18 protein-coding genes and 1 pseudogene are annotated in these 26,639 nt (G+C 70.1%); 13 read left to right on the plus strand and 6 right to left on the minus strand.

Annotated elements, in window-relative coordinates:
• Positions 1-15: 15 nt before the first annotated feature.
• The gene (locus JK364_RS40710) at positions 16-1,659 is read right to left on the minus strand and encodes a ferritin family protein (protein ID WP_201856458.1); all 1,644 of its coding nucleotides are present in this window, start codon (positions 1,657-1,659) and stop codon (positions 16-18) included.
• A 279-nt stretch (positions 1,660-1,938) separates the two neighbouring features.
• Here JK364_RS40710 and JK364_RS40715 point away from each other — a divergent pair, with 279 nt between their 5' ends.
• Entirely contained in the window at positions 1,939-3,765 is a 1,827-nt protein-coding gene (locus JK364_RS40715) for a sigma-54-dependent Fis family transcriptional regulator (protein WP_201856459.1), read from the plus strand.
• Between the two features lie 87 nt (positions 3,766-3,852).
• Here JK364_RS40715 and JK364_RS40720 read toward each other — a convergent pair whose 3' ends face one another.
• Positions 3,853-4,215 (minus strand): alpha-L-rhamnosidase C-terminal domain-containing protein, encoded by a 363-nt coding sequence (locus JK364_RS40720; protein ID WP_230993265.1) that lies wholly within the window; start codon positions 4,213-4,215, stop codon positions 3,853-3,855.
• Positions 4,189-4,305 (minus strand): annotated as a pseudogene (locus JK364_RS57205) (alpha-L-rhamnosidase-related protein); the annotation flags it as partial. The pseudogene JK364_RS57205 and the gene JK364_RS40720, both read right to left, overlap by 27 nt.
• A gap of 389 nt (positions 4,306-4,694) precedes the next feature.
• Between JK364_RS57205 and JK364_RS40725 the strand changes: the two are divergent.
• Positions 4,695-7,304, plus strand: a complete 2,610-nt coding sequence (locus JK364_RS40725; RefSeq protein WP_201856461.1) for an MGH1-like glycoside hydrolase domain-containing protein — start codon at positions 4,695-4,697, stop codon at positions 7,302-7,304.
• A 109-nt stretch (positions 7,305-7,413) separates the two neighbouring features.
• Here the strand turns inward: JK364_RS40725 and JK364_RS40730 are convergent, their stop codons facing one another.
• Positions 7,414-8,754 (minus strand): erythromycin esterase family protein, encoded by a 1,341-nt coding sequence (locus JK364_RS40730; protein WP_201856462.1) that lies wholly within the window; start codon positions 8,752-8,754, stop codon positions 7,414-7,416.
• A gap of 10 nt (positions 8,755-8,764) precedes the next feature.
• Between JK364_RS40730 and JK364_RS40735 the strand changes: the two genes are divergently transcribed.
• The gene (locus tag JK364_RS40735; protein WP_201856463.1) at positions 8,765-9,016 is read left to right on the plus strand and encodes a hypothetical protein; all 252 of its coding nucleotides are present in this window, start codon (positions 8,765-8,767) and stop codon (positions 9,014-9,016) included.
• A gap of 29 nt (positions 9,017-9,045) precedes the next feature.
• Here JK364_RS40735 and JK364_RS40740 read toward each other — a convergent pair whose 3' ends face one another.
• Positions 9,046-9,717, minus strand: a complete 672-nt coding sequence (locus JK364_RS40740) for a TetR/AcrR family transcriptional regulator (RefSeq protein WP_201856464.1) — start codon at positions 9,715-9,717, stop codon at positions 9,046-9,048.
• A gap of 270 nt (positions 9,718-9,987) precedes the next feature.
• Between JK364_RS40740 and JK364_RS40745 the strand changes: the two genes are divergently transcribed.
• The 3 genes from JK364_RS40745 (at position 9,988) to JK364_RS40755 (ending at position 13,087) form a co-directional block, all read left to right on the plus strand.
• Positions 9,988-11,481: an MFS transporter gene (locus tag JK364_RS40745; protein ID WP_201856465.1), complete on the plus strand. Its 1,494-nt coding sequence runs from the start codon at positions 9,988-9,990 to the stop codon at positions 11,479-11,481.
• Between the two features lie 119 nt (positions 11,482-11,600).
• On the plus strand, positions 11,601-12,818 hold the full coding sequence (locus JK364_RS40750) for a cytochrome P450 (protein ID WP_201856466.1): 1,218 nt from the start codon (positions 11,601-11,603) through the stop codon (positions 12,816-12,818).
• A gap of 65 nt (positions 12,819-12,883) precedes the next feature.
• Positions 12,884-13,087 (plus strand): ferredoxin, encoded by a 204-nt coding sequence (locus JK364_RS40755; RefSeq protein WP_201856467.1) that lies wholly within the window; start codon positions 12,884-12,886, stop codon positions 13,085-13,087.
• Between the two features lie 434 nt (positions 13,088-13,521).
• On the opposite strand, the gene JK364_RS40760 is transcribed toward JK364_RS40755, so the two are convergent.
• Positions 13,522-14,451 (minus strand): aminotransferase class III-fold pyridoxal phosphate-dependent enzyme, encoded by a 930-nt coding sequence (locus JK364_RS40760; RefSeq protein WP_201856468.1) that lies wholly within the window; start codon positions 14,449-14,451, stop codon positions 13,522-13,524.
• A gap of 599 nt (positions 14,452-15,050) precedes the next feature.
• Between JK364_RS40760 and JK364_RS40765 the strand changes: the two genes are divergently transcribed.
• From JK364_RS40765 to JK364_RS40795, 7 genes are all read left to right on the plus strand, one after another.
• Positions 15,051-16,586: a beta-ketoacyl [acyl carrier protein] synthase domain-containing protein gene (locus tag JK364_RS40765; RefSeq protein WP_201856469.1), complete on the plus strand. Its 1,536-nt coding sequence runs from the start codon at positions 15,051-15,053 to the stop codon at positions 16,584-16,586.
• Entirely contained in the window at positions 16,583-17,620 is a 1,038-nt protein-coding gene (locus tag JK364_RS40770) for a Fe(II)-2OG oxygenase family protein (protein ID WP_201856470.1), read from the plus strand. The genes JK364_RS40765 and JK364_RS40770 overlap by 4 nt, the downstream gene beginning before the upstream one ends.
• 721 nt (positions 17,621-18,341) lie before the next feature.
• Complete coding sequence (locus JK364_RS40775) at positions 18,342-21,380, plus strand: amino acid adenylation domain-containing protein (RefSeq protein WP_201856471.1); 3,039 nt, start codon at positions 18,342-18,344, stop codon at positions 21,378-21,380.
• Between the two features lies 1 nt (position 21,381).
• On the plus strand, positions 21,382-22,665 hold the full coding sequence (locus JK364_RS40780; protein WP_201856472.1) for an ATP-grasp domain-containing protein: 1,284 nt from the start codon (positions 21,382-21,384) through the stop codon (positions 22,663-22,665).
• The gene (locus JK364_RS40785; protein WP_201856473.1) at positions 22,662-23,978 is read left to right on the plus strand and encodes an ATP-grasp domain-containing protein; all 1,317 of its coding nucleotides are present in this window, start codon (positions 22,662-22,664) and stop codon (positions 23,976-23,978) included. Before JK364_RS40780 ends, JK364_RS40785 begins: the two co-directional genes overlap by 4 nt.
• A complete protein-coding gene (locus JK364_RS40790) occupies positions 23,975-25,279 on the plus strand; it encodes an MFS transporter (protein ID WP_201856474.1) in 1,305 nt (434 codons plus the stop codon). The genes JK364_RS40785 and JK364_RS40790 overlap by 4 nt, the downstream gene beginning before the upstream one ends.
• 5 nt (positions 25,280-25,284) lie before the next feature.
• Complete coding sequence (locus tag JK364_RS40795; RefSeq protein ID WP_201856475.1) at positions 25,285-26,454, plus strand: GNAT family N-acetyltransferase; 1,170 nt, start codon at positions 25,285-25,287, stop codon at positions 26,452-26,454.
• The last annotated feature ends 185 nt before the right edge of the window (positions 26,455-26,639 follow it).

Below are 26,639 nucleotides of genomic sequence, written 5' to 3' on the forward strand. Positions count from 1 at the left end.
CGGTACGGGTCGGCGTCAGGCCGTCGCTGAGGTGACGTTCGGGTTTGCCTTGTAGGCCGCGATGTGCGCCTCACGCTCGGCGTCGGACATCTCGTTGAGCAGCGCATTGGGGCTGGCGAACGGGATGCCGCGCACGTCGTCGAGGGTCCACAGCTTCTTCGGGTCGTCCAGGTCCAGATGCGGCTGTGGGATCAGCGTGTTGCCGTCGTCCCGGACGTAGCCGAGGTCGGCGATGATGTCGGCCAGATCCCGGCCGTGGTGCAGCGTCTCCCACTCGCGCTTTCCGGTCAGCCGACCCATGTTCGGGGTCGGGGTGCCCTCGTACTGGGGACGGAAGGCCACCTTGTCGGTCCAGTGGCAGGTCTCGGAGCAGTACGTCCGCCACTGGTCGTCGACCTTGTCGACCACCATGTCCTCGCGGATGAGGCACGGCACCATGCAGGTCCAGCAGCGGTGCGGGTACTCGTAGCCGACGTCCTCGAACGCGATCGGCTTGTTGCGGCCCGGGTAGCGCAGCCGGTTGTACTCCTCCCACCAGCGGCCGAACTGGTTGTACCAGCCGGGGTACTTCGACTCGAACCACTCGAAGTCCTGGTCGGTCATCGGGTCGATGCGCCAGTAGTTGACCGGCCATCCGGTGGCGAAGAACTGGGCGACGCGGTGCACATAGTGCTTGGCGTAGATCCGGTCCCACGCCTCCTCGACCAGGTCGTGCGGGATGACCAGGCCGTACTTCTCCAGCGGGATGAGGTAGCTGCGGTAGTAGTCGTCGTAGATCCACCGGCGCCACATCTCGGCGTAGCTGTCCCGCTCCTTGCGGCGGTCCTTGGTGCCGTACTCGATGAAGGTGCCGATGGCGGCGTCCACCACGCAATGGTTGTTCCACCACGCGTAGCGCAGGTCGCGCTCGAGCAGCTTGCGGTTGTCCTCGTCGGCCAGCGCCATCAGCAGGATGGAGTAGCCGTTGGAGATGTGCCGGGACTCGTCCGACTGCACCGAGTGGAACACGGTGGGCAGCAGGTGGTCGCCGTTGGCGGCGGCCTCCGACGGCATGGCCACGAACAGGGTGTTGGTGAAGGCGGTCTCGGCGACCACGGTCAGGTAGATGTTGGCGGCGGTGATCGCGTCGCCGGTGATGAAGCCCTCGCCGAACTGCCGGCCGATGGTGCCGGCGTAGTTGTTGGCGAACGCCTTCTCGGTGATGTCGAACCCGGCCGGGTCGATGTAGTGGTTCATGTACAGGCGCTTGAGGTTCATCTGGATCGTCGAGTGCCTGACCTCGTCGATCATCTGCACCGCCAGGCCGTTGTGGATCTCGGGGTTGGGAACCGCGTCGATGGCCATTGGCATGGCCCGGGCGGCCGAGATCTCCGGGAACGGGATGATCGACAGAAACAGCTTCTGCCACTCCATCCAGCGCTCCTGCACCTGGCGGAACATGTTCCCGCGGATGGCACCGTCCATCGCGCCGTAGACGCGGTTGTCCTTCTCCTCCTCCATCGGGAAGTAGGAGCGCAGGATCTGCTTGAGGGGGTCCTTCTTCGGGGCCTTGTCGAACGTGTAGTCGGTGCCGAACCGCTTCGCCGGTGTGGCGAAGGTCGGCTCCCACGACAGCTCGGTGATCTTCTTGTGCGCCTTGCTCAGACTCTGTCGGCTCACTCCATGCCTCCTGGGGATGGGTGGTGCGCGGCTCCGGTGCCCGCGACGTCGCCGTCACCGCACTGATCACCCGGGTGTCACCCGGTACGACCCGGCGATCGCGGGGGCGTACCAGGCCATGGCGTCCTGGTGCGTTAAATCACAGGGCATTCGCCAGCACGGGGAGGTCTCAAGATGAGACAATCCCGCAGTCTTCCACTGGTGTGTGCGGCCTGGTTGCATGGCCGAAACACGCTGGACATGGCTCCGGTGTGGCACGAACCGGGACAGGGAGACGTGATGCACTCGAACGACTCCGATGCTCCGCATCCGCCGCGCGGGCGTGTACTCGCGGCGGCACGGGAACGGTTCCTGACAGCCGGGTCCGTCGACTCGAACCAGGTGCGCGGGACAATCGCGGCCTCGTGGTGGAGATCGAAGAGCTGGAAGGTCGACGCCGACCACGTGCATCTGGCCTACGCCAGGGACCCGAACCTCGAGACCCCGCTGGTGCTCGGCGCCGCACCGGTCCTCAAACGGCTGCAGGAACAGGTGAGCGATGAGCCGGTGAGCGTCATCCTCACCGATGCGGCAGGCCTCGTCCTGGACCGGCGCACCGGGGACCGTCGGCTCGAGCGCCACCTGGACCGGGTGCAGCTCGCCCCCGGCTTCAGCTATGCGGAGCAATTCGTGGGGACCAACGGCATCGGCACGGCCCTGGAGGGCCGCCAGGCCACCGGCGTGTTCGGACACGAGCACTATGCCGAGGGTCTCGAAGAATTCGGCTGCTTCGGAGTGCCGGTGCGCCACCCCGTATCCGGCCGGCTGCTCGGCGTCCTGGACCTGACCTGCTGGAGCCGCGACGCCTCGCCGCTGCTGTCGGCACTGGCCAGGACCACGGCCGAGCATATCGAGCGGGAACTGACGACGATGACCGGACTTCGGGAGTTCGCGCTGTTCGAGGAGTACCTGCGGGCCTGCCGGCACAGCCGCGGCATCGTGTTGGCACTCAACAACGACGTCGTCATGATGAATGACCACGCCCGCCAGACGCTCACGGCCCCGGACCAGGCCGTGCTGCTGGCGGCCGCGGTCGAGGCCATGATGGGCAAGAAACGCGTCATGATCGATATGGACCTGCCCAGCGGCGCGAAGGTCCGGATGTCCTGCGCCCCGGTGCACACCCCCTCGGGCCCCGCCGGTGGCGTCGTCCGCGTCCGGCTCACCGGGACGACCGCGCGGCCACAGCCCGACACACCGGCCTTCCGTCCCATGCTGCCCGGCCTCGTCGGCTCCTCCGCCGTGTGGCAGCGCGCCTTGGAACAGGTGCGCACGCACTACCGGGCCGGTGAATGGATCACCGTGCACGGGGAGGCCGGCACCGGCAAGCTCGCTCTGCTGCGCGCCGTGTACCGCCACCACGAGCCCGCCGGCCGCTTCCATGTACTGGACGCCGCCGAAGCGACCGACTCCACCACATTCCTGACCCATGTGCGGGAGGAAATCCAGCAGAGCGGCGGCGCACTGGTGCTGCGGCACATCGACCGGCTGCCACCCGATTGCGCCCGAGCCCTCACCGATCTCCTACGCCGATACCAGCGCAGGCACCAGCGGCGTCAGGCCACCGGCCAGGCCGGAGAGCGCCTGTGGGTGACGGCGACCCACTGCTCCCCCGGGCACGATCAGAACCTCGCCGACCTGTTGCGGGTATTTCCCGCGGCCATGGAGGTCCCACCGCTGCGCCACCACATCGAGGACATGGCCGAACTCGTCCCGTTCCTCCTCGCGAAGCTGACCTCGCCGACGTCCCTGACCTGCTCCCCCGCTGCGATGCGGCTGCTGATGCGCGCCACCTGGCCCGGGAACGTCGCCCAGCTGCGGAAGATCCTCAGTGCCGTGGTGCAGCACCGCAGGTCCGGCGTGATGGAGGCGAGCGACCTGCCTCCCGAATGCCAGACGGTGTCCCGCCGGGTGCTCAGCCCCCTGGAGTCCCTCGAACGCGATGCGATTGTGCGCAGCCTGATCGACGCCAAGGGCAACAGGAGCAGAGCCGCCCGAGCGCTCGGAGTCTCCCGCGCCACCATCTACCGCAAGATCCACGAGTACGGCATCGACCTTCCGCAGTGACACCCCGCCGGCGTGGAGCGACGCCGAGCCGTTGCCGTTCGGGAACTCTCCCGGCTGCCCGGCCCGGTGTGATGGGAGACGTCGGTGTCAGTCGTGCGAGAGTGTCGAGCGGAAGGTCCAGCGGCCCGATCCGACGTGGTAGACCGCCTCGGTGCCCGTGGGGTGCACAAGGCCCGCTCCCGGTGGGGCCTGGGCAGGGCCGACGGAGGTGGGGACGTGGACCTCCGCCGTGCTGCCGACGGGGACGTCCACCCTCAGCCGGAAACGGTCGGCATCCCTCTGCCAGGCTGTGCGCGCGACGCCGTACGGTGTCCGGTAGGAGGCGGACGCCGAGGTCATGTCACCCTCGACGGCCGGATCGATGAGCAGCTCGGCATAGCCGACGGAGCCGGGGGTCTGGGCGATGCCCGCGACGCGGCTGGTGAACCAGGAGTCGATGGCGCCGAGCATGAAGTGGTTCTGCGCCTGGCCGGGACCGCCGTCCCAGGACTCGCCGAGGGCGGTGTTGCCGGCTCGCACCTGGTAGCCATAGCTGGGGCTGGTCGTCTGTCGGGTCCACCAGGCCGTCCGGCCACCACCAGCGGAACGTGGGGCGCGCGGACGGCGGCGCGGCGGCGAACCAGTTCCCGGCCGGCCTACCGCCGTCGGCCATGGGCACGGCGACCGCGCCTGGTGACACGGCGCCGAAGGCTGCCGCGGATGCCGCGGCCAGTCCTGTGGACCGGATCACGGGACCTTGACAGGCCGGTGCCGATCTCCATACTTCCGGCTGAGCCCATGGCCGACATGCCGAGTGCCATTCGATATTCCGAACCGACGAGAGTTGCGGACGCGACGAACACCCCCAGCGATATGCCGCCGCGCATGGCGGCCCGTTCACGTCCGGACGACGACCGCACCCGCCCCACACAGAAAGGCCACACCAGGTGATGCCGCATCAGATGCCCCGGCGCCACTTCCTCAGAACGGCCGGCGCGGCCGGCCTCGGCGCCTCGGCGATCGCGCTCGCAACGAACCAGGACCCCGCCAACGCTTCCCCACTCGTCACCGATCCCGCCTTGGAAACGGCCGCGGAGCACGGGACGACCCTGCCGTATCCCACGCTCAAACGGCCGTTCGCCATGCCCGGCGTCAAGGACCAGGACTGGACCGGTGCGCTGTTCGTCGGGAACGGCGAGTCCCGCTTCGTGCTCCGGATCGGCCTGATCACCGCGCAAGGCAAGCTCATCCGGGAGAAGATGACCAACCACCTCCGGCGGATCGGCCCCATGACGCCGGACGGCGCGTACAAGCAGGTCCACATCAGCACCGACGACCGCACGGTGATGCCGGCGCATCTCGAAGCGCTGCACGAGGTGATCGCCCACCCCGACCAGTGGTCGCCGGGTGAAGTCGCCGACGCCACGATGAAACTTCCACAGCTGCGGCAGCGGTACGACCAGGCACAGAGCCAGAAACGCACCATAGGTGTCCGGTACGCGCGCACCGGCGACGGCAGTGGCCTGGTCGGGGCCGTCACCGCGCTCGACGACGACACGACCGTCGTCCTCGAACTCGCCACGCCCTGGGGCGAGGAGGCGGCCTTCGCACTGGACGGCCGGGGTGTGAAGGGCAGTGCGCCGGGGCTGCTGGACAGTGACCGGACCGGTCACATCCGGCTGTCCCCCACCGAACCCGCCGACAGCGGCGGCTGCTACGCCTCGGTCGCCGACATGACGGCGGCCCTGACCGGAGGCACCGGCGCACCGGGCACCGCCGTCGCCGCGCTCGGGTACCGGCTCGGCAAGGGCCGGACCATCACGTTCGCCGCCCGGATCGGCGATCGCCCGCAGGACGCGCACGCGCCGGACGCACACGAGGTGGAGCGGGCGCTCGCCGCCGCCTCGGCGCGAGTCCGCGGCGACCACCTCACCGGCTCCGGACCGGTCGGACGGGCCGCTGACGCGGTGCGCGACGCCCTGTCCCTGAACACGAACTACGACAAGGACCGCCGGCGCAACTTCGTCATGTGGGGATGGGGCGGGGGAGGCGGACTGTTCACCGGATGGGACTCGGCCTTCGACGCCATCGACGCCGCCCTCGTCAGCCGCCCGCTCGCCATCCAGCACGAGACGGACGTCTTCGACGCCCCGGCACCGCCCAACCAAGTCCCGCTGCGGGGGCCGCGCTACGACCAGCAGAACTCCGGGCCCATGCATGCTTACGCCACCTGGCGGCTGTACACCAAGTTCGGCGACCGCTCAGTGCTGGAGAACGCCTACCCCACGCTCGTCACCTTCCACGACCTCCTGCCGGAGTGGGACACCGACGGAGACGGCCTGCTGGAGAGCCCCTACTTCGGAGACCGGGTCGGCGGCCGGGGCAACCACCTCGGACTGGACGACAGCCCCGTCTACGCCGCATACCACCGGATCGCCAAGCAGGGCGGCAGCGGCGACCGCCGCGACAACACCGACCTCACCGACGTGGCTCTCAACTCCTACTACGCGCTGCTCGCCGAGACCCTGGCCAAGATGGCCCGGGTGCTGGGTCGGCCACAGGACGCCACCCGCTTCGCCGCGCGGCACGAGACGATCCGGCAGTTGCTCAATGACCGGCTGTGGCACCCCGGCAAGGGCCTGTATCTGAGCCGCTACCTCGACGGCACCTGGAACGAGGTGGTGACGCCGACCGTCTTCTACCCATTGTTCGCCGGTCTCGCCACACAGGCCCGGGCCCGGATCCTGGTGGCGGAACACCTGCTCAATCCCGAGGAGTTCTGGGGTTCGTACGTCATTCCGAGCGTCGCTCGCAACGACCCGGCCTGCTGTTCCGGTGGCCCGGTGCACCCCGGCTCCGAGCACTTCCGGTTCTTCGACAAGTACGGCGAGGACTCCGCCCCCGAGCAGTGGAAGGGCGCCGTGTGGCCGCCGATGAACGCCACCGTGTACGACGGGCTCAAGCGGTACGGCTTTGACGACGCCGCCGGCCGGTTCGCCGCCCGGAGCACCGCGATGTACCTCGACGCCTGGGACAGGGAGAACTGGTTCCCCGAGTCCTTCGACCCCATTCCCGGCCAGTCCGTCATGGCCTCCGCCGTCGACACCGCCTGGCGCACCTACTCCTGGTCCAACGCGATGGCGGTACAGGGCCTGCACGAGCTCATCTCCGACAACCCCTGGGACGGTGACCCTTCGGCCCTCATGTTCGGCAGCCTCGGGCTGCCCGGCACCAATACGGTCGCCAACGTCCACTTGCGGGGACACACTTACACCGTCACCGCCGGACCGGACAGGACCGCGCTCGTCCGGGACGGCCGGACCGTGTTCCGGGCAACCGGTGCCCGCGTCGCGGTCCGCAACTTCGTACTCCGCGCCTCCGGGGCCTCCTTCGACATCAACGCCGACGGGCCCGCCCGCGTCGAGGTGCTCGTGCGGGGCCGCCGCTCCCGCGGGCGGAACGTGCCCGCCGGCCGCAGCCACGTCGAACTGTGCGACCTGGCCGCCCTGCGAGCGGCCGGTCGCGTAGACGTCACCGGTTACGGTCGGCGACCGGAGTGACGGAGACGAGGGCCCTGCGGTGGTCGGTGTGCCGCTCCGCCGCCGTAGCGACCTGCGCGACGGCGAACCCGGCCAGGAGCATGGCCGCCACGCCGGAGAGCCCCTCTGTCTACCGGTCCCGAAGCCGTGCGGCCGTCACCCGGTGGAGGTGGATCAGGACGTCGTGTGTGGGAGCGAGGGCTATGTCGTACGGCCCGTCCGGGTAGCCGGTGCCGACGATGCGGGTCGGCCGGGCACGGGTCAGCCACTCATGGGCTGGTGACCCGACCGTGCGCAGGTCGATGATGTAGTCGCGGAGGTGGACCCGGTCCAGGGTTTGCTCATTGGTGCCCGGTCCCGCAGGGCCCAGAGTCCAGCGGTGGATGGCGTCATCCGGGCCTGTGGCATTGAACGAGCCCTGGTCGAAGGTCAGGCCGACGCTCATATAGCCGCGGCCGAGACCCTCGCGCAGGAAGGCGCCCTGCATCTTCGGGTAGTGGGCCGGGTCACTCGACGCGTAGCCGATATGGGCGTCGTGCGCCGACAGCAGCACCTTGGTTCCGGTGTGCCGCTGCCACCACACGACGTTGGCGGCCATCTCCTGGTCGCGGTAGCGCATGGACTGCGCGACCTCGGCGGGATCGTCGAAGTCGAAGGCGTACTGGCGGGCGGTCCGGTCGATCGCGGCCGCCTGCTGGACGGCCCAGGCATACGCCTCGCCGCTGGTGTTCGACACCTGGCGCTTCACCAACCTCAGTGCCTCGCCCGCGCGTTGGGCCATCTCCTTGCGTTCGGGGTACGGCTTGTTCAGATACCGTTCGATGTATGTACCCGTCGGCACGTCGGGCCGCAGCCCACGGTAGAGCTCGGCGAGGCGGGGGCTCGACCCGGGATCGGTGGCGGCCACGTAGTCCGTGATCTCGTCGTACACCTCGGGTCCGGTCCAGGCGATGTCGTCACCCATGAACCGGACGGGGTCGTCCGGGTGTTGGACGTTGTACGCCCGCATCCACTGGAGGAGCTTGAGATAATCGGTGTTGTTCCACCACAGGTAGTCGCGCTGGAACTCCTCCCGCATGATGTCCCGGGGGTCGCCCTTGCCGTGGAGCACGTACTCGTCGAGACGCAGGCCGGTGCTCCAGGGGGCCTCCAGGGCGAAGGTCCGGAAGCCCTTCTCCCCGACGAGATGACGCAAGACGCGGGCCTTGAGAGCGAAGAAGTCGTGGGAGCTGTGGGTGGCCTCGCCCAGGCCGACGACCCGGGCACCTCCGATCATTCGGTCGAGGGTGTACAGATCGCCGGTGTCACCGCCCGGTTCAACGGCCCTCAGGGGGTGGGCAGCGTGATCGAGCACGTCGACGACGGAGGCGGCGGGTGACGTGGCCGGTGACGCTGTGGCGGGAGCGACGGGAGCCGCGGCGCCGAAGGTCATGAGCAGGGTCAGGACGATGGTGGTCCGATGCCATGTCATGATTCAAGGCTTGCGTGCCGAGCAGGCGATGGACCATCCCGCCGTCCTCCACCCTGGGGTACGGACAGCCACAGGGCGAGGCCGGGGGCTTTCCTCATGGACCACCCGGGCGCGCGGCACCGACCATGCGGAACAAGACGACACGGCGGCACAGTGGGCCGCTCCGCACGACGACGGCCGGCACCCGCCCGCGATGGCCGACCCCGACGCGGTGGCCTGCGTCATCGCGGTCCTCAGGGTGCGGTACGGGGTGGCGAACTGACGCCGGAGCCCCTCGCGCTCTGTCGGTCTTCACGTGCCCGCCGCGCCTCCCGGGCGCCGCGTAACAGGCGCCTCCCACAGGGCGGTGATCGCATCGGCCAGATCGGAGGCGGTGTCCTCCCAGTTGAGACGGGCCGCGGGAGAGCCCTCCGCGAGGGCCCGCTCGGTCTCGACACACATCTGCACGATCAGATGACGAGCCATCAGCACCCGTACGGCGATCACCTGGTGCGGCAGATCCGGGAGGAAACGGTCGAGGACCTCCCGCAACTGCTCCCGTGACGCGGAGACGAGGGCGTCCTCGTCCATCATCACCTCGAACAACGCCGGGTCGACCGACACCTGGGCGTTGAACCGGGCGAACCAGGAGGGGGCTCCCAGGGCGGCCATGTGCTCGGTGACGGGACGCACCGTGCAGGCCGCCCAGTCCCGGACGCAGGTGAAGTCCCCGGCCTCGGCCAGTACGCGGGTTCGGATCTCCGCGATGGCCTCCGCGTGCCTGCCGGCGATCGCCCGGACCAAGTCGGTCTTGGTGCCGAAGTGATAACCGACGGCGCCGGTGTTTCCCTGCCCTGCGGCGATGCTGATCTGACGATTGGAGACCGTATGCACCCCATGCTCGGCGAACAGCCGTTCCGCGGCGTCCAGGATCGCCGCCCGGGTCGCCTCAACCTGCGCCTCCCGGACCCCTCTGCCCGACATCGTCCGCCACCTCACCGGGACCGCGCACGGCACCCGCGACGTTCGGTCCCGAAACCGTCGCGGTCCTCCACCGGGGCGGCGGGAGGCCCGACCAGCCTACTGACCAGGGACGCCGTGGGCTGATCGCCGGGCATGTCCCGCCGCGCCCGAGGCTCTGCTACAGTCGATTTAAATCAATCGACTGAGTTAAATTTTGCTCAATCGGACCGCCCGGCAGCGCGCCAGCGGCCAGGCGGTCCCGCCACTCCCGCTATTCGGAGGCCCCTCGCCATGCCCGACGCCCTCACCCAGTCCGTCAGAAGCGGAGCACCCGCGCCGCCGAAACCGAACGTCGTCGTGGCGGTGCTGGCTTTCGCCGGGATCGTGGTCTCGCTGATGCAGACCGTGGTGATCCCGATCGTCCCCGAGCTGCCGACGCTGCTGCACGCCGATGCCGCGGACGCCGCCTGGGCGATCACCGCCACCCTGCTGGCCGCCGCGGTCGCCACCCCGGTGGTCGGCCGCCTCGGCGATATGTACGGCAAGCGCCGGATGCTGCTCCTCAGCCTGGTTCTGCTGGTGGCCGGGGCCGTCCTGTGCGCGCTGTCCGACTCCCTGACGTCGATGATCGTCGGGCGGGTGCTCCAGGGCCTGGCCGCCGGTGTCATCCCGCTCGGCATCAGCATCATGCGCGATGAACTGCCGGCCGAACGGCTCGGCACCGCAACCGCCATGATGAGCGCGTCCCTCGGCATCGGCGGCGCCCTCGGCCTGCCCGCCGCCGCGTTCATCGCCGACAACTTCCACTGGCACACGCTGTTCTGGGTCTCGGCCGCCATCGGCGCCATCGGCACCTGTCTGGTCTTCGCCCTCGTCCCGGAGTCCGGGGTCCGCACGGGCGGCCGGTTCGACGGGGTGGGCGCCGTCGGGATGGCCGTGGGTCTGGTGTGTCTGCTACTGGCGATCTCCAAGGGCGCCGACTGGGGCTGGGGCAGCGGCACCACGCTCGGCCTGTTCGCCGCGGCCGTCGTCGTCCTGGTGGGCTGGGGCTTCTTCGAGCTGCGGATCGCCGCACCCCTGGTCGACCTGCGCGCCACCGCCCGCCGCCAGGTGCTGGTGACCAACATCGCCTCGATGGCCTTCGGCTTCTCGATGTTCGCGATGTCTCTCGTCCTTCCGCAGCTCCTGCAACTGCCCGAGGCGACCGGCTACGGACTGGGCAAGTCGATGCTGACCGTCGGTCTGGTCATGGCCCCGCAGGGCCTGGTGATGATGGCCTGCGCGCCGGCGTCCGCGGCCCTTTCCGCCGCCAAGGGGCCGAAGACCACCCTGATGGCCGGCGCCCTGATAGTGGCGGCCGGATACGGCCTGAACATCGTGCTGATGTCCGAGGTGTGGCAGCTCGTCCTGGTGTCCTGCGTCATCGGCGCCGGGGTGGGCTTCGCCTACGGTGCGATGCCCTCGCTCATCATGGGCGCGGTGGATCCGTCCGAGACGGCCGCCGCCAACAGCCTCAACACTCTGATGCGCTCCATCGGCACCTCTACCGCCAGCGCCGTCGCCGGGGTCATCCTGGCGCAGCTGACCACCGACTTCGCGGGCCACCCACTGCCCTCGGAGAGCAGCTTCAAGGTCGTCATGGCCATCGGCGCCGGAGCCTCCCTCCTCTCCTTCGTGGTGGCCGCGTTCATCCCCCGCCGGCGTCCGCTGCCCACCGCGGACCCGGCCGTCCACGAGACCGCCGAGCCGTCCGCGCTCGTGGATGTGCCCGCCCCCAAGGTCTAGCGCCCCACATCCATCGGCGGCCCCGTACCCCTCCCCCGGCGCAGGCCACCGCGCCCCAGCGCCCGGAGGTGACCCGCGTCCTCGGACCGGAACACCCAACCCCCACCAGGAGGTCTCATATGAGCCGACACGACCCGGACATCCGTCTGCCGCTGACCGGCGACGGCCCGCTGGAACCCCCGGCCGAGTGGCAGCGGCTGCGCGAGCGGTGCCCGATGGCCACCGCCGAGCTCCCCAGCGGCGACAAGGCCACCTATCTGACCCGCTACGACGACGTCAAAAGCCTGCTGTCCGACGCCCGCTTCAGCCGCCCGACCGCCACGGACAACGCCGCCCGGATCGCCCCCGACGGCGCGGGCGGCCCCGCGGCCAACGGCGACACCTCGCTGGCCATCCCCGACCGGGGTGAACCCCATCAGCGGTGGCGACGGCAGGTGGGCAAATACCTCACCGCCAAGCGCATGACGGCGCTGCGCCCCGGCATGGTGAGCATCGCGGAGTCCCTCGTCGAGGACATGGTCGAGCACGGACAGCCCGCGGACCTCAAGGCCGCGGTCGGCTTCCCGTTCCCGGTCTATGTGATCTGCGATCTCCTGGGCGTGCCCGCCGAGGACAGGGACCGCTTCTCCTACTGGTCCGACGCGTTTTTGAACGTCACCCGCTATACGACGGACGAGACCCGGGCCGCGCACACCGAGCTCAACCAGTACATGGCCACGCTCATCGCGGCCAAGCACGCCGAGCCGGGCGAGGATCTGCTCAGCATGCTGATCGCGGAGAGCGCGGAAGAGGGCGAGGGGCTGTCCGACGACCAGTTGCTGCACACCGGGGTGGCGCTGCTCGTCGCCGGGCACGAGACCACCGCGAACATGATCGGCAAGATGGTCTCGATGCTGCTCGCCGACCGCACCCGGTGGGAGCGGCTGCTGGCCGACCCCTCCCTGGTGCGCACCGCGGTCGACGAAGCGCTGCGCTTCGACGCCAACCTGGGCTTCGGGCTGCGCCGCTATCTCGGTGAGGACGTCGACCTGGACGGCCGGCTCCTGCCCAGCGGGACCACCGTCATCTGCAGCATGCCCGCCGCCAACCGGGATGAGCGGGTTTTCGCCGATCCGGACGAGATGGACCTCGGCCGCTCCCCGAATCCGCATCTGACCTTCGGCGCCGGGCCACATTCCTGTCTTGGCCAGACCCTGGCCCGCTCCGAACTCCAGGTCGTCCTCGACGTCCTGCTGCGGAAGCTGCCGACGCTCCATCTGGCCGTGCCCGCACGGGAGTTGCAACGTGTCGAGGGCCTGCTCGTCGGCGGCCTGCGCACGGTGCCCGTGGGCTGGTGAGCCCCCCCCCGTAAACACTCCGCTGGCGAGACAGCGGGAGAAGACGGCAGAAAGCGAGGAATGACGTGAAGGTCCAGGTGGACGAAGCCAAGTGCTGCGGCGCCGGTCAGTGCGTACTGATCGCACCGGAGGTGTTCGACCAGCGAGATGAGGACGGCATCGTCGTCCTGCTCGCCCCCGAGCCCGCCGCGGACCAGCGGTCCGACGTCCGGGAAGCGGCGGCCGTGTGCCCCGCAGCCGCGATCACACTCGACGAGAATCCGTCGTAAGACGGGATTCCGCACCACGCGTCGAGCGACGCGCGTGCCCGCGCCGCCCCACGGAAGGGGCAGCGCGGGCGAACAGCCGCCGTGTCCCCTGGCAGCCACGACGTTACGGGAACAATGGCGCACAGTTCGAGCACCGATCCGATGAGTTCGCGTCCCCGAAAGCGCACCATGCGCAGTTCGCGTCGCAGGTCGAGGCCCTGAACATGCAGCGTCCGCACCCTCGCAGCCTCCGCGGCGGACATGCGGGTCCTGCGGCTCGCCAAGGGATCAGCCATCACGGCCCGTACCCAGGCGCTGAACAGTCACCATACAGGCGGGGCTCCACGGGGAACCGGCGACAGTTGAACAGGCGAGTCCTCCTAGCCACCGCGCACGGCCCACAGCTGCACAGCAGTGCCCTGCGGCCGGCTGCACCCCTCCCCCGGCAGCGTCGTTCATTCACGCGATTCCGTGGCCACAACCTTCTCGAGCACCTCCAGGAGCTCGTCGGCGTCGTCTTCGCTGAACGCCAGCGGCGGACGAATCTTGAGCGACGCCGCTGCCGGGCCCGAGGCGCTGATGAGCACTCCCGCCTCCCGCATGCCGTTGACCACGCGGGTGGCGAGCCTGGGGTCCGGCACGGAGGGGTCACCAGGCCGCCCCAGGTCGGCCGCGAGGAACATGCCCGCGCCCCGGACGTGGAAGACGCGCTCGTTGTCGGTCATGATGCGGCGCAGCCCGGCCAGAAGCCGTTCTCCGGTGCGGCGGGCGTGCGCCAGCAGCCCTTCTTCTTCGAGGACATCGAGCACGGCTGCGGCGGCAGCGACACTGACCGGGTTGCCGCCGAAGGTGTTGAAGTAGCGAACCTCGCTCCCAAAGCGCTCCTGGGCGTCCAGCGTGCCGACGACCGCGGAGATCGGCATTCCGTTGCCCATAGGCTTGCCCAGCACCGCGAGATCCGGCAGGAGTCCGTGCCGCTCGAACCCCCACCAGCGGCCCGTTCGCCCGAAGCCCGCCTGCACTTCGTCGGCGATGTACAGGCCCCCGGCGGCCCGGACCGCTTCGGCGGCGCCGCGCAGGAAGCCGGCTGGCTCAGTCTGCACGCCGTCGCTGGAGAGGACCGAGTCGAAGATGACGGCCGCCACCCCGTCCCCGCGGGCCTCCAGTTCCTCCACGGCCTGGCGCACCAACGCCGTCATGCGCGGCCCGACCTCGCTCGCCGGAGTGCGGGCGGTGTCGACCGATGGGACGGTGACAACGTGCTCACCCAGCCGGTTGTTCGGGCCGAGCGAGGGCGACAGCGACCTGTTCGATGCCGTCCTCAAGAACGTGGGGATCGACGTCATGCTCAGCGGTATCCAGACGCCAAGGATGAACTCGATCACGGAGAGGTGGATACAGACCTGTCGCCGCGAGCTCCTGCCGTACGTTGATCTGGAACCAGCGACATCTCCCGCACACTCTGCGCGAGTTCGAGCAGTTCTACAACGGACACCGACCACACCAGGGCATCGCGAACGCCAGACCTCTACGCCTCTTGCCCCCACCGATCGGCGATGCGGATACGTTAGCCCGCCTCGACATACGTCGGCACGATCGCCTCGGCGGCATCCTCCACGAGTACCGGCATGCGTCTTGACCTGCACGGATGAGGTTCCCGGCAAGGACAGAGTCGACCGGGCGCACAATTCTGCGGCCGAAGGCCGATTACCGCTGGCTGGGCCGAACAAGTCGATGTTGCGGATTTGGCCGCACCGGACGAGGCGCGGCCTACCTACGGCCGATAGTCTTTGGACCCAAGGGGGGTTGATTCGGTCACCCCTTCCATAAAGGCGGCGACGGTCAGCCGGCCCTGCCGGATAATCTGCTCCCACCACATCTGAGCATCCGCACCAGCACCTTGTTTTTGCCGTTAACCGACTGAAGGCGCCCCGCCGAGGGAGGTACTTTGCCGTGCCCACATCTACGTCGAACCAGGAGAGAAATGAGCAGCACCCAGAAGTTCGCCATCGTGGGGATCAATTGTCGGCTTCCCGGTGCTCGTGATGTGGGAGAGTACTGGTCAAATCTCAAGGCGGGCACGGATAGCATCACCACGTGGTCGCTGGAAGAGTTGATCGATGCGGGCATCGATCCCGAAATGGCCAAGAACCCTGCGTATGTCAAGGCGCGGCCGCAGTTCGCGGATGTGGAGAAGTTCGACGCATGCTTTTTCCGGTTCACTCCCCGGGAGGCGGAGATCCGGGATCCTCAGCACCGGCTGTTCCCGGAGTCCGTGTACACCGCGTTGGAGGACGTCGGCTACGATCCGTTCTCCGTTCCTGGACGGGTAGGTGTCTTCGCCGGCAGCGCTCCGAACGCCTACGAGCCGCAGAACGTCAGGCACCATCAGGAGCGCGTACAGGCCTTGGGGCAGATGACGGTCTCGATCGGTAACACGAACGACTACGTCGCGCCGACCGTTTCCTACAAGCTGGGACTGACCGGTCCCAGCGTCAACGTGGTGACCGCCTGTTCGTCGTCGCTCGTCGCGGTCCACATGGCGTGCCGGTCGCTGATGAACGGCGAATGCGAGACCGCGGTCGCGGGCGGAGTCGAGGTGGAGCCGCCCGTGGTGTCGGGCTACTGGTCGGCCGAGGGCGGGATCTACTCCAAGTCCGGCCACTGCCGACCGTTCGACCACGAAGCCGACGGCACCATCTTCGGTACAGGCGTCGGGACGGTCGTCCTGCGACGACTCCAGGACGCGGTTCGCGACAACGACAACGTCTACGCCGTCATCCTGGGCTCGGCCGTCAACAACGACGCTGCCGATCGGGCCGGTTTCACGGCACCCTCGAACAGCGGCCAGCGCGCGCTGATGGAGGCCGGGTTCGCCGACGCCGATGCCGGCCCGTCGATCATCGACTACATCGAGGCCCACGGCACCGGCACCATCGTGGGAGGCCAGATCGAGGTCACCGCGCACGGCGAGACGTTCGCCGCGCACGGCGTCACCCCCGAGTCCCGCAGTCTGGCCGGCTCGGTCAAGGGCAACATCGGCCACATGGGCCCGGTCGCAGGCGTCGACCCGCGCTCTGTACAGCGAGCCGCAGACCTCGCAGATCGGCCAGGTGCTTGTCGAGTAACTCTGCGGGGAGCCCTGTCTGCGCGAGTAGCGCGTCCTTCGCGCTATGAGGCGCCCAAACCAGCGCCGCGTAGATCCGTGTGCACACCTGATCGAGTTCGGGCAGCAAGGATTTCCCCCTATGTATCCCCTGTCACATGCCGTCTCCGCAGTATGCACGTGTGCACGGAAAAGATCACAGACGCGTACCAGATGCTGAGGCCGGAGCGAGATGTTCCGCATGTGTCTTGCGGAACTCCGGCAGTACGGCTCAACAGAGCCTGTGCACTGGCCGGTTGTTGCCGTCCACTCGCTGCCGCCCGCGGACTCCGGCCGGGGTCACGCCGCCCCTGCCAGAGTCCGCCAGTGTCATCCGGCCCTTTGGCAGTCCGCAATCGACGGAGGAACATATGACGACCGCGCCCGCAGGCAGCACCGCCAGCGTGTCCACCGACTGGCGGATCACACCGGAATTCGTCTTCACCGACGAGGAGTCCGCGGCGCTCGCCGAGGCAATCGGGACGGTGATGGCCAATCCGTACCGCCTCTACGACGCCCACGCGTTCCAGATAGGCCGACTGATCGAGGACGGCGTCGTACCCGAGCGCTTCCGCTCGTATGTATCCGGCCTCGCGGGCCGTGACCGGCACAAGGAGCCAGCCGTCGTCCTGAAGAACGTCCCCTACGACCGCGACGTACCGGTCTTCGACTTCGACGAGCCCGTGAAGTCGAAGTACGAGCTGAAGCGGACCTTCGTCGCGGAGGGCTTCCTCACCCTCTTCGCCCAACTCGCGGGCACCCCGCCGATCGGATACTTGAACATCAACGACGGCGACGTCTTTCAGGACATCTACCCCAAGCGCTCCATGCAGTCGACCCAGTCGCAGAAGGCGCTCGACGCGATCCACTTCCACAAGGACCTGGCCAACCACTTCGTCCGCCCCGACCAGGTGTACATGGTGGGCATGCGCAGCACCCCGGAGAACGAGGTGTACACCTCCTTCGTCCGTAACATCGACGTCATCGCGGCCTTCGCCGAGGAGGAACTGGAACTACTGCGCAGCCCGCAGTTCTACACGCCTTTCGATGACGTGACCGTGATGGGCGGCACCCTGGAGCTGGGCGAGGCCGACCGTCACCCGATCATCGGCGGCGAGGACGACCTGCGCTACTTCGAGAACCGCACGATCGGCGTGACCGACGCCGCCCGGGCGATCGTGCCCAAGGTCTCCGCGACCCTGCACGCCCTCAAGCAGCGCGTGTTCATCGAGCCCGGCGACTTCGTGATCACGTACAACAACCACACCGTGCACGCCAAGGAGGTGGTGAAGGTGCGCAAGCCGGAGGAGCTGTGCAGCCGGTGGATCATCAAGACGGTCAACGTCGACGATCTGGAGCCGCACGCCCAGCACTTCATGCCGGGCACCCGTCACCTCGTGAATGGCTGACACCCCGCCCGATCATGGTGTGCGCCGCACGGCGGCTGCGTGTGCGACTTCCGGCTGTACGACGCCGACGGGACCCGTGCGGTCCCGCCGGCGGCCACCTCGGTCGCCGCGCTCTCCCGTGCGGCGTGCCCTCTGCTGCTCCTGGGGCCCGGGACGCTGGACGGGCCCGCCGTGGGGGCACTCGTCACCCTCGCGCAGACCGAGGTGCTGCCGGTGATCGCCCGCGGCGTGATCCCGCCGTTGCTGCACCCCTGCCATCCACTGCTGCTCGGGCGGCCGACGTCGGAACCGGGACCGGCTGGACTTGCCCTCCAAGGCGCGGACGTGACGTCTGGGTGGACGGTCCGGCCGAGGTCCGCACCTGTGTGCGGGCGCTGGCGGTCCTGCTCACCGTACACTCACGGAGCGCGGGAGCGGACCGGACGAACTGGTTGGCCGACATCACAGGTTGGCGGCTCCTCCGGAGGAAGGCTGATGCCGCCGCGCCGGGCGGGACATCCCTGTCGGCGGCGCGGGTGCTGGACGCAGGCACGCGCGAGGAACCGGCCGCGCTCCCCCGGCCGCCGGAGCGGCCGCACCGCACGCCATCGGGCGGCAGCTGCCCCGGCAGCAACCCCCACGCTGCACCGCGGCACTTCCCGCACTCGCTGTTTCCCACGGCTCGCCGCCTGCCCGCGGGCTCCATCGACTGTTCCGATCCCCGTGACAGGGAGTGACAACCATGCCGACCCCGAATCTCGCCGCCCTGGTCGAAACGACCGCCCGTACCCACTCCGGGGCCATCGCGATGGAAGACGCCGGACGCACCCGCGGCTACGGGGAGCTGCTGTCGGACGCGCGGGCCATCGCCGCCGACATCGTCGCCGCCCGGGTGCGCTCCGTCGCGGTCACCGGGGAGCGGAGCGCCGCGCTGATCACCGCCGTGGTGGCCACTGTCCTGGCCGACGTCCGTCTGGTGCTCATCGACCCGGCACTGCCCGAGGCACGGCGGACCGCGATGGTGAAGGAGAGCGGCGCGGCACTGGTGTTGACGGCCGAGCCGGGCGACGGCGGCATCTCAGCCGAACCGGCGCCCGGTGCCAGCCCCGCTGGAGCCGAGGCCCGCCCCGGCTACATCTTCTTCACCTCCGGCACCACCTCCACCCCCAAGGCGGTCGACGGGCGGTGGGCCGGTATCGCGCACTTCACCACCTGGCAGCGGGACACCTTCGGTATCGGCCCCGGCGACCGCTTCGCCCAGCTCACCGGCCTGTCCTTCGACGTCGTCCTGCGGGACCTGTTCACCCCGCTGGTCTCCGGCGCCACCATCTGCATCCCGCCGCGTGACGTGGCCACCGCCGTCGGCGGCGTGCCCCGCTGGCTGGAGACGGCCGGAATCACCGTCGTCCACACCGTGCCGTCGCTCGCCGCCCGCTGGACCTCGGTCCCGCGGGACAACCGGGCCGCCGGCGACGCGCTACGGTTGACCTTCTTCGCGGGCGAGCCGCTGCCCGCGGCCGCCGTCACCGGATGGCGCGAGCGGTTCGGCGCCACCCAGGTCGTCAACCTCTACGGACCCACGGAGACCACCCTGGCCAAGTTCTGGCAGGACGTCACCGAGCCCGTGCCCGGGGTCCAGCCGGTCGGCCGGCCGTTGCCCGGCACCCACGCGGCCCTGGTCGACGGCGAGGTCTGGATCAGCACCCCGTACTCCACACGCGGGTATCTCAACGCCCCCGGCGAGCAGGCCGATCGCTTCGTCGGCCCGCCCGCCGGGACCGCCGACGCCGTCTTCGGTGAGGAGCCGGCCGACGCTGGCGCCGGGGCCGTCTGGTACCGCACCGGCGACCTTGGCCGGCTCGGCGAGCACGGCGAGCTCCACCTCTTGGGCCGCTCCGACTTCCAGGTCAAGATCGACGGCAACCGGGTCGAGCCCGAGGGCATCGCCGCCGCGCTACGCGAGCACCCGGCCGTGCGTAACGCCGTCGTTGTCGCCCACCGGCGTTCCGACGGCGCGGTGCGCCTGGTGTGCCACTACGCGGCGGACGCCGGCGACGGGGACGAGGCGGAGCTACGTCGCTGGGCTGGTGAACGGCTGCTTGCGGCCCACATCCCGTCCACTCTGTACCGGCTCGACGAGCTGCCCCTCACCGCCAACGGGAAGGTGGACCGGACCTCCCTGCCCGAGCCCTGCACGCCAGGCACCGATGTGCCCGACGAGGGCCGGGACGGCCTCACCCAGTCGGTCACCGAGGTCTTCCGCTCCGTGCTGCCCGACGCGCCCGACCGCGCCGACGCCGACTTCTTCCAGCACGGCGGCTCGTCGCTCGACGCGGCCGATCTGTCCGTGCGGCTGCTCGCCGCGACGGGTCGGCGGCTGGAGATGGGCGAGATCTACCAGCTGCGCACCCCGCGTGCGATGGCCGAGGCGCTCCGCGACCGCCCCTTGGACAGTCAGGGGGGCATCCCGCGCGGCACCCACCCGGACCGCACCGGGCTCTCCCCGCAGCAACGCCGCTACCGCAGCGTCTATCTGCCCAGGGTCAACCGCTCGTGGAGCAACATGCCCGCCCTGTTCGCGCTTCCCGACGGTACCGGCGCCGCCGCCGTCGAGCAGGCGCTCCGGACCGTGATCGACCGGCACGAGAGCCTGCGGGCCAGCTTCACCCCCGCCGACGCCCCGGCGGACCCCGAAACGCCACTGACCCTCCATCAAGACTTCACCCCGGCACACGCGTTGACCTTCGCCGTGGAGACCGTCAATCTGCGCACCCTGCCGGAGAGCGAGCAGAGCGCACGGATGGAGGAGCTGCGGATCGCGGAGGCGAACACCCCGATCGAGATCGGCCGGGTCCCGCTCTTCCGGGCCACGCTGCTGCTGCACCACGGGGACCGGGCGACGCTGCTCTGGAATGTCCACCACATGGTCTCGGACGGGTACAGCCAGCGCCTGCTGCACCAGGAGCTGACCCATCTGCTCGGCGGCGTGCCGGAGCGCCTGCCGGAGCTGCCCATCGGCTACCGCGACTACATCGCCTGGCGCGAGCGGCTCGCCACCGATCCCGGTGCCTGCGAACCCCACCGCCGGTACTGGCAGGAGGTGTTCGCCGAGCCGTACGAGCGGCCGCTGCTCCCGGCCCGTGCCGAGACCGAGGACGCGGCGCGGGGCATCGCCCACCAGTTCCCGGTGCCGGACGATCTGCGCGCCGAGGTGGCCGCCTTCTGCCGCGAGCACGGCACCACGGCGTTTTCCGTCTACTTCGCCGCGTACACGCTGATGGCTCACGACCTCTACGAGCGCGACGACCTGGTGATCGGGACCCCGGTCGCCGGCCGCACCCGGCCCGAGTTCCAGAACCTGATCGGAAACTTCATCTCGCTGGTCGGCATCCGGAACCGGCGCGACGGGGGTGTCGGCTTCCCCGCGCTCGTCCGTGCGCTCCAGGAGGGCACGGTGCGGGCGATGGAGCACCAGGACTACCAGTACGACGAGGTCATGGCCGACATCGGCGCCGCGCCGGACGACGACCGCTTCCCGCTCACCACGGTCTTCATCTCTCTGGTGGAGGTCCCCGCCGGCCAGGCCCCGGGCCTTCGGACGCCGTCCCACCGCGACCTGGGCTGCGAGGTCAAGTTCGACCTGATGGGCTATCTGCAGCGGGCCGGCGACATGGTCGCCCTCGACCTGCACACCCGTCAGGGGCTGCTTTCAGCGGACCGGCTGGAAGCCTCGGCCGCGACGTTCCTGAACCACCTCCGCACCGGCCTCAAGGAGGGCTGACATGACGCACGCCGTCCTGGTCTGCTCCGCAGTGCGCATCCCGTCGCCCCGTCTGCTGGACCATCCGCTGATCGACCGGCTCAGCGTCGTCACCGAGCACGGGCACGCCGCCCGCTACCCCGAGGGTGTCACCGTCGAGACCGTCGGCTCCATCCGTGACGTCGACGAGGTGCTGGCCGCCGCCTGGCGCATCGCCGGCCGGTACCCGATCGACGGGGTACTCGCCCCGTACGAGGTGGGGCTGCCCGCCGCCGGGTACGTGCGGACTGTCCTCGGTCTGGCCGGGCCGGACCTCCACACCGTCACGCTCTTCACCAACAAGCACGTGATGAAGCAGCGGCTCTCCCGGGCCGGTCTCGACCTGATGCCATTCGCCGGTGCCCACAGCGATGCGCAGGTCCGGGCCCGCGCCGAGGAGTTCGGCTGGCCCGTTGTGGTCAAGCCCGCCTACGGCGGCGGCAGCAAGGATGTCGCCGTCGTCACGGACGCCGCCGAGCTGGACGCCTGGCTCGCCGCCGGCGGCGGCCTCCGGCCCGACAACCCCACCGCCATCGTCGAACGGCCGGCGAAGATCCTCACCGAGTACCACTGCGACGGTGTCGTGGCCGACGGCGAGGTGCGGTTCGTCGTCACCTCGTGCTACCTCCAACCCGTCCTCGGCAGTATCGGGCAGGGCTACGGCTCGTACCAACTGCCGCCCGACCACCCAGGGCACCTGGCAGTGGCCGAGCTGCATACCACCGCCGTCGCGGCACTCGGGCTGCGGTCCGGTGTGACCCACCTGGAGGTCTTCGCCACCCCGGACGGGCTGCGCGTCTCCGAGATCGCCTGTCGCCCCGGCGGCGGCGCGATCCCCGCCGCCATCGAGTTGCGGCACGGCGTGAACATGCTCGACGCGTGCGTCCGCACCTCACTGGGCCTGCCCGCGTTCCCGGACAGCGCCCCGGCTCCCACGCATCCCGACGCCCGCTACCTGGGGCACTGTGGACTGGCGCTGCGGCCCGGGGTCATCACCGAGATGACCTCGGAGCAGGAACTGGCCCAGCTCCCCGGCGTCCTCCGTGTCGGTCTGCTCCACGGGGTCGGCGACGAGATCGCCGGACACATCTACTCCGCCTCGGCGGCCGGTCACGTACACGTGGGTGCCGACACCGAGCAGGAGGTACGTGACCGGCTCGCGGCAGTCCGTGCCCGTTACCGGATTCGAACCCGCCCAGCGGGCGCCCCGACGGAACCCCGTGTGGCCGAATCCCGGGCGGCCTCACTCCAGGAGCCCTCCTCATGAGCGCCGCTCCGCCCCACGACCTCCACGGTGTCACCCACGTTATGGTCGGCTACAGCGCCCAGCTGATGGCGGAGGTGAACCGACTGCTGCCCGCCGCGAGCGTGCTGATCGTGGAGGAGCCGCATGTCATCAAGGCCCGTAACGTACACCGGGCGGCGGCCGAGCACCCCTGCGTCGCCGGGGTGCTCACCGCCGCCACCCAGGACGAGGCACGGGCCCACGCGCTCGCCGGGAGCGTGCCGCGCCCGCCGGACGTGCGCGCGGTGGTGCCGGCCCTCGAGTATGGAGTGGTCGCCGCCGCCACCCTCGCCACCGCCTGGGGGCTGCCCGGCGGCGGTGCCGGGGCCGCCCGCATCCTGCGCAACAAGCTGGAGCTGCGCCGCGCCGCCGCCCGCCGGGGCATCACCCAGCCGAACTTCGCCGAGGCCACCGGACCAGCCGACGTCGATGCCCTGCGCGCCCGGTTCGACGGCAGCTGTGTCCTCAAGCCAGCCAACCGCCAGGCAAGTCTGGGGGTGGTGTTGCTCGGCCCCGGGGACGACACCGAGGCGGCCTGGCGGCATACCGTCGCGGCCGACGAGCCCCGGCTGCGCGTGCACTACGCCGACGCCGCCCAGTACCTGGTCGAGCAGCGTCTGCACGGCCCCGAAGTCAGTGTGGAGGCCCTGGTCCACGACGGCGTCATCGGCTTCCTCAACGTCACCGCCAAGCAGGTGCTGCCCGGCCGCTATCCGGTCGAGCTGGGCCACACCGTGCCCGCCCCCGCCGACGAGCCGGGCGGGGCGGCGCGAGAGGCGCTGAGCGTCGCGATGGCCGAACTCGTTGACGCCATCGGCTTCTCCACCGGCATCCTGCACGCGGAGTGGGTGCTTACCAGCGACCGTCCGCATCTGATCGAGTGCGCGGGCCGCCTCCCCGGCGACCACATCCCCGCCCTCATCGACCTGGCGTACGGCGGCGACGGGCTGATGGCCGACCTCTTTGCTCTTCTCGCAGGGGACGGACCGCGCCCGGCGCGCGTCGCCCGGCGGGGCGCCGCGGTCCGCTTCCTGCCCACTCCCGAGCCGGACGTGCCGGAGGCCGTGGTGCGGTCCGTCATCGGCGTCGCCGAAGCCGAACGGCTCGACGGCGTACGGGACGTGGTGGTGGCCCTAGTGGAGGGCGCCCCGGTGAACGAGGTGACCAACTCCTGGCAGCGGGGCGGGCACGTCGTCGCCACCGGCCCCACGCCGTCCGAGGCGGCCCGTACGGCGGAGCGTGCGGCGGCGCTGGTCGCCATCACGGTCGGCCCGCGCACCGGGGGCGAGCAATGAGCGGAGCAGAGCCGAAGAGGGCCGGTTCCGGTGTGGTCCGCCGTGTCGTACGGGAGTATCTGCCGGGCAGCCATGCGGGCCGGGTCTTCGCCTTCTCCACACTGTTGAGCGCGTTCGGCACCGGTCTGTTCCTGGCCGGGTCCGCAGTGTTCTTCACCCGTCAGGCCGGGCTCAGCGCCACCCAACTCGGTGCGGGGCTCTCTATTGCCGCCGCCGTCGGCCTGGTCGCCCTGCTACCGCTGGGGGCGGTGGCCGATCGGGCCGGCGCCCGTCCGACCTTGGTTGGCGCGCTGCTCTGGCGGGCCCTGTGCTTTGTCGCCCTCGCGTTCGTCCAGGGGCCGATCGCGTTCACCGTCGCCGCCGCCTGCCAGGCGGCCGCCCAGAACATCACCGGCCCCGTCACCCAGGCCCTGGTCGGCACCCTCTCCGAGGAGGGGGACCGGACCCGGATGATGGCCGTGGTGCGGACCGTGCGCAACATCGGCTTCTCACTCGGCGCGCTAGCCGCCACACCGCTGCTGCTCACGGACAGCACCTTGCTCAATCGCGGCGTGCTGTTGGGCAACGCGCTCGCCTTCGTCGCCTCCGCCGTGTTGCTGGCCCGACTGCGGCTCGCTGCGCCAGCCCGGGCGGTCACGGTGCGCAACCCACTTGCCGCCTTCGGCGCTGTCCGCGACTGGCGCTATCTCTGCCTCACCGCCCTTAACTCGGTCCTCGCCCTGCACATGACGCTGCTGGCGGTGGGGCTGCCGCTCTGGGTGACCCGGCACGAGGGGGCGCCGGACGCCCTCGTCCCCGTCATGATCTTCGTCAACACCGTGCTGGCGGTGGCCTTCCAGGTGCCGTTCGCACGGCGCGTCACCGATCCCCGCAGTGGCGCCCGTGCCTTGCGGTGGACGGGGCTCGCCCTCGCCGGATGCGCCGCGCTGCTCGCCGTGCCCGTCACGGCCCCGCCCGCCGTCGCGATCGGCGCCGTGCTGTTCGCCTGCGTCGCGCTCACGGTCGGCGAACTCTGGCAAGCCGCCGGAGGCTGGGAACTCTCCTACGCCTACGCCCCCGAGGACCGCCGGAACCTCTATCTGTCGCTGTTCAGCCTCGGCAACTCGGCACAGGACATGGCCGGTCCGCTGCTCGTCGCGGCGGTGGTGCTGCCCCTAGGCGCCCTCGGCTGGTTCATGCTCGCCGCACTCTTCGTCGTCGCGGCGCTGCTGGCGAGCCTGGTCGTCCCGCTGCTCGACCGCCGTCCCTCGCCCGGCACCCCCACCGCTGAGGCGGCGGCCACCACCCCCACCCCAGGATGACCGCCATGACGACCCCGTACGCTCCCGCCCAGCTTCCGCACACCGTGCGCGCTGCGGACACCCCCGGCGAACTTCCGACCTGGCAACGGCTCGCTGCCGACGCGTCGCTCTACTGCGGCACTGACTGGCTGGAGTTCAGCGACACCGACCACATCGCGCGCGCTCGCTACTTCACGGCGCACACGCCGACGGGAGATCCCTCCGCCGGCCTGATCGCCCACTGGTCACCCCAGGAGAACAACGAACGGTACGTCCCGGAACGGGTGCTCCCCACGCCTTTGGCCGACAAGGCGCTGATCATCGGCGGGCGGCGCGGTTACCTCAGCGGCCCGCTTCTCGCCCCAGGCCTCTCCGTCGCCGGACAGGGCGACGCCCTCGACACGTTGCTGGAGGCGGCCACCGCCTGGTGCCCTCAGGCCGAGGGCCGCTGGTGGTGGCCCTACCTGACGACCGACAGCGCCACCACCGTCCGCGCCGCGCTGACCGCCGCCGGACGGGGGCCGGTCGCCGCCCAACTGCTCAGCGCCGACTGCGTGATCGCCGTCCCCGAGGGCGGCCTCGACGCGCACATCGCCGCCCTTCCGACCAAGCAGCGTCGTACGAACGCCCGTCGCGAGCTGCGGGCCTTCGCCGAGAGTGGCCTGTGTATCGTCCGTACGACGCTTGCCGGGCACGCCGACGCACTGGGCCCGCTCCTTGCCAACGTCCAGCAGCGGTACGGCCACGACCACAGCGCCGAGCAGATGACGTCTCTGCTGCGGCGGCAGGCCGAGCATCTTCAGGATGCTTCCGTGGTCTTCCTGTGCCTCGCGCCCGGCGACAACCGGCCGGTAGGTTTCTGCCTCGCCTACCGGCATGGCCGTGAACTCGCCGTCCGCCTCGTCGGATTCGACTACGACCGCCTGCCGGGCGCGGCCGAGTACGCGCATCTCGCCGTCTACGAGCCGGTCCGATACTGTCAGGAGAACGGTCTGGAGCGTGTCGAACTCGGCATGGAGTCCTTCGAGGCCAAGTGCCGCCGAGGCGCGGCCGTCCGCCCGCTCTGGGCCCTGCACCCCGTCGGTGGCGCCCCTGACCCGGAGGCCCAGGCGGCCCGGCGCGACACCGTCGCGGCCGCTCTGCCCGCCCGTGAGGGCGCCCGCTTCCGAGCCGAGACGGACAAGGCCTTCGCCTGACCGCCCCGGGAAAGGTCCTGGGCGGTATGAATGCGCAAATCCGGGACTCGATGCACATTCACTACAGTTCGTTGCCGCCGTTCTCGATCTCTTGCGGTCTTTGCTGATCAGAGTACTGCGGGTGCCGGTAAATCATCCGCGCAGGTCGGGAGACTGATCGCGGATCTCCGGTTCTCGGGGCTTTC

The sequence above is a fragment of the Streptomyces endocoffeicus genome, assembly GCF_016741935.1.
In the GTDB taxonomy this organism is placed as follows: domain Bacteria; phylum Actinomycetota; class Actinomycetes; order Streptomycetales; family Streptomycetaceae; genus Streptomyces; species Streptomyces endocoffeicus.

Bases quoted from the DNA above. Each gene is read 5' to 3' on its own strand.
- JK364_RS40715 (WP_201856459.1), top strand. From the start codon at position 1,939: ATGCACTCGAACGACTCCGATGCTCCGCATCCGCCGCGCGGGCGTGTA.
- JK364_RS40720 (WP_230993265.1), bottom strand. From the start codon at position 4,215: ATGCTCGGCGCCATCGACTCCTGGTTCACCAGCCGCGTCGCGGGCATC.
- JK364_RS40725 (WP_201856461.1), top strand. From the start codon at position 4,695: ATGCCGCATCAGATGCCCCGGCGCCACTTCCTCAGAACGGCCGGCGCG.
- JK364_RS40730 (WP_201856462.1), bottom strand. From the start codon at position 8,754: ATGACATGGCATCGGACCACCATCGTCCTGACCCTGCTCATGACCTTC.
- JK364_RS40740 (WP_201856464.1), bottom strand. From the start codon at position 9,717: ATGTCGGGCAGAGGGGTCCGGGAGGCGCAGGTTGAGGCGACCCGGGCG.
- JK364_RS40745 (WP_201856465.1), top strand. From the start codon at position 9,988: ATGCCCGACGCCCTCACCCAGTCCGTCAGAAGCGGAGCACCCGCGCCG.
- JK364_RS40750 (WP_201856466.1), top strand. From the start codon at position 11,601: ATGAGCCGACACGACCCGGACATCCGTCTGCCGCTGACCGGCGACGGC.
- JK364_RS40765 (WP_201856469.1), top strand. From the start codon at position 15,051: ATGAGCAGCACCCAGAAGTTCGCCATCGTGGGGATCAATTGTCGGCTT.
- JK364_RS40770 (WP_201856470.1), top strand. From the start codon at position 16,583: ATGACGACCGCGCCCGCAGGCAGCACCGCCAGCGTGTCCACCGACTGG.
- JK364_RS40775 (WP_201856471.1), top strand. From the start codon at position 18,342: ATGCCGACCCCGAATCTCGCCGCCCTGGTCGAAACGACCGCCCGTACC.
- JK364_RS40780 (WP_201856472.1), top strand. From the start codon at position 21,382: ATGACGCACGCCGTCCTGGTCTGCTCCGCAGTGCGCATCCCGTCGCCC.
- JK364_RS40785 (WP_201856473.1), top strand. From the start codon at position 22,662: ATGAGCGCCGCTCCGCCCCACGACCTCCACGGTGTCACCCACGTTATG.
- JK364_RS40790 (WP_201856474.1), top strand. From the start codon at position 23,975: ATGAGCGGAGCAGAGCCGAAGAGGGCCGGTTCCGGTGTGGTCCGCCGT.
- JK364_RS40795 (WP_201856475.1), top strand. From the start codon at position 25,285: ATGACGACCCCGTACGCTCCCGCCCAGCTTCCGCACACCGTGCGCGCT.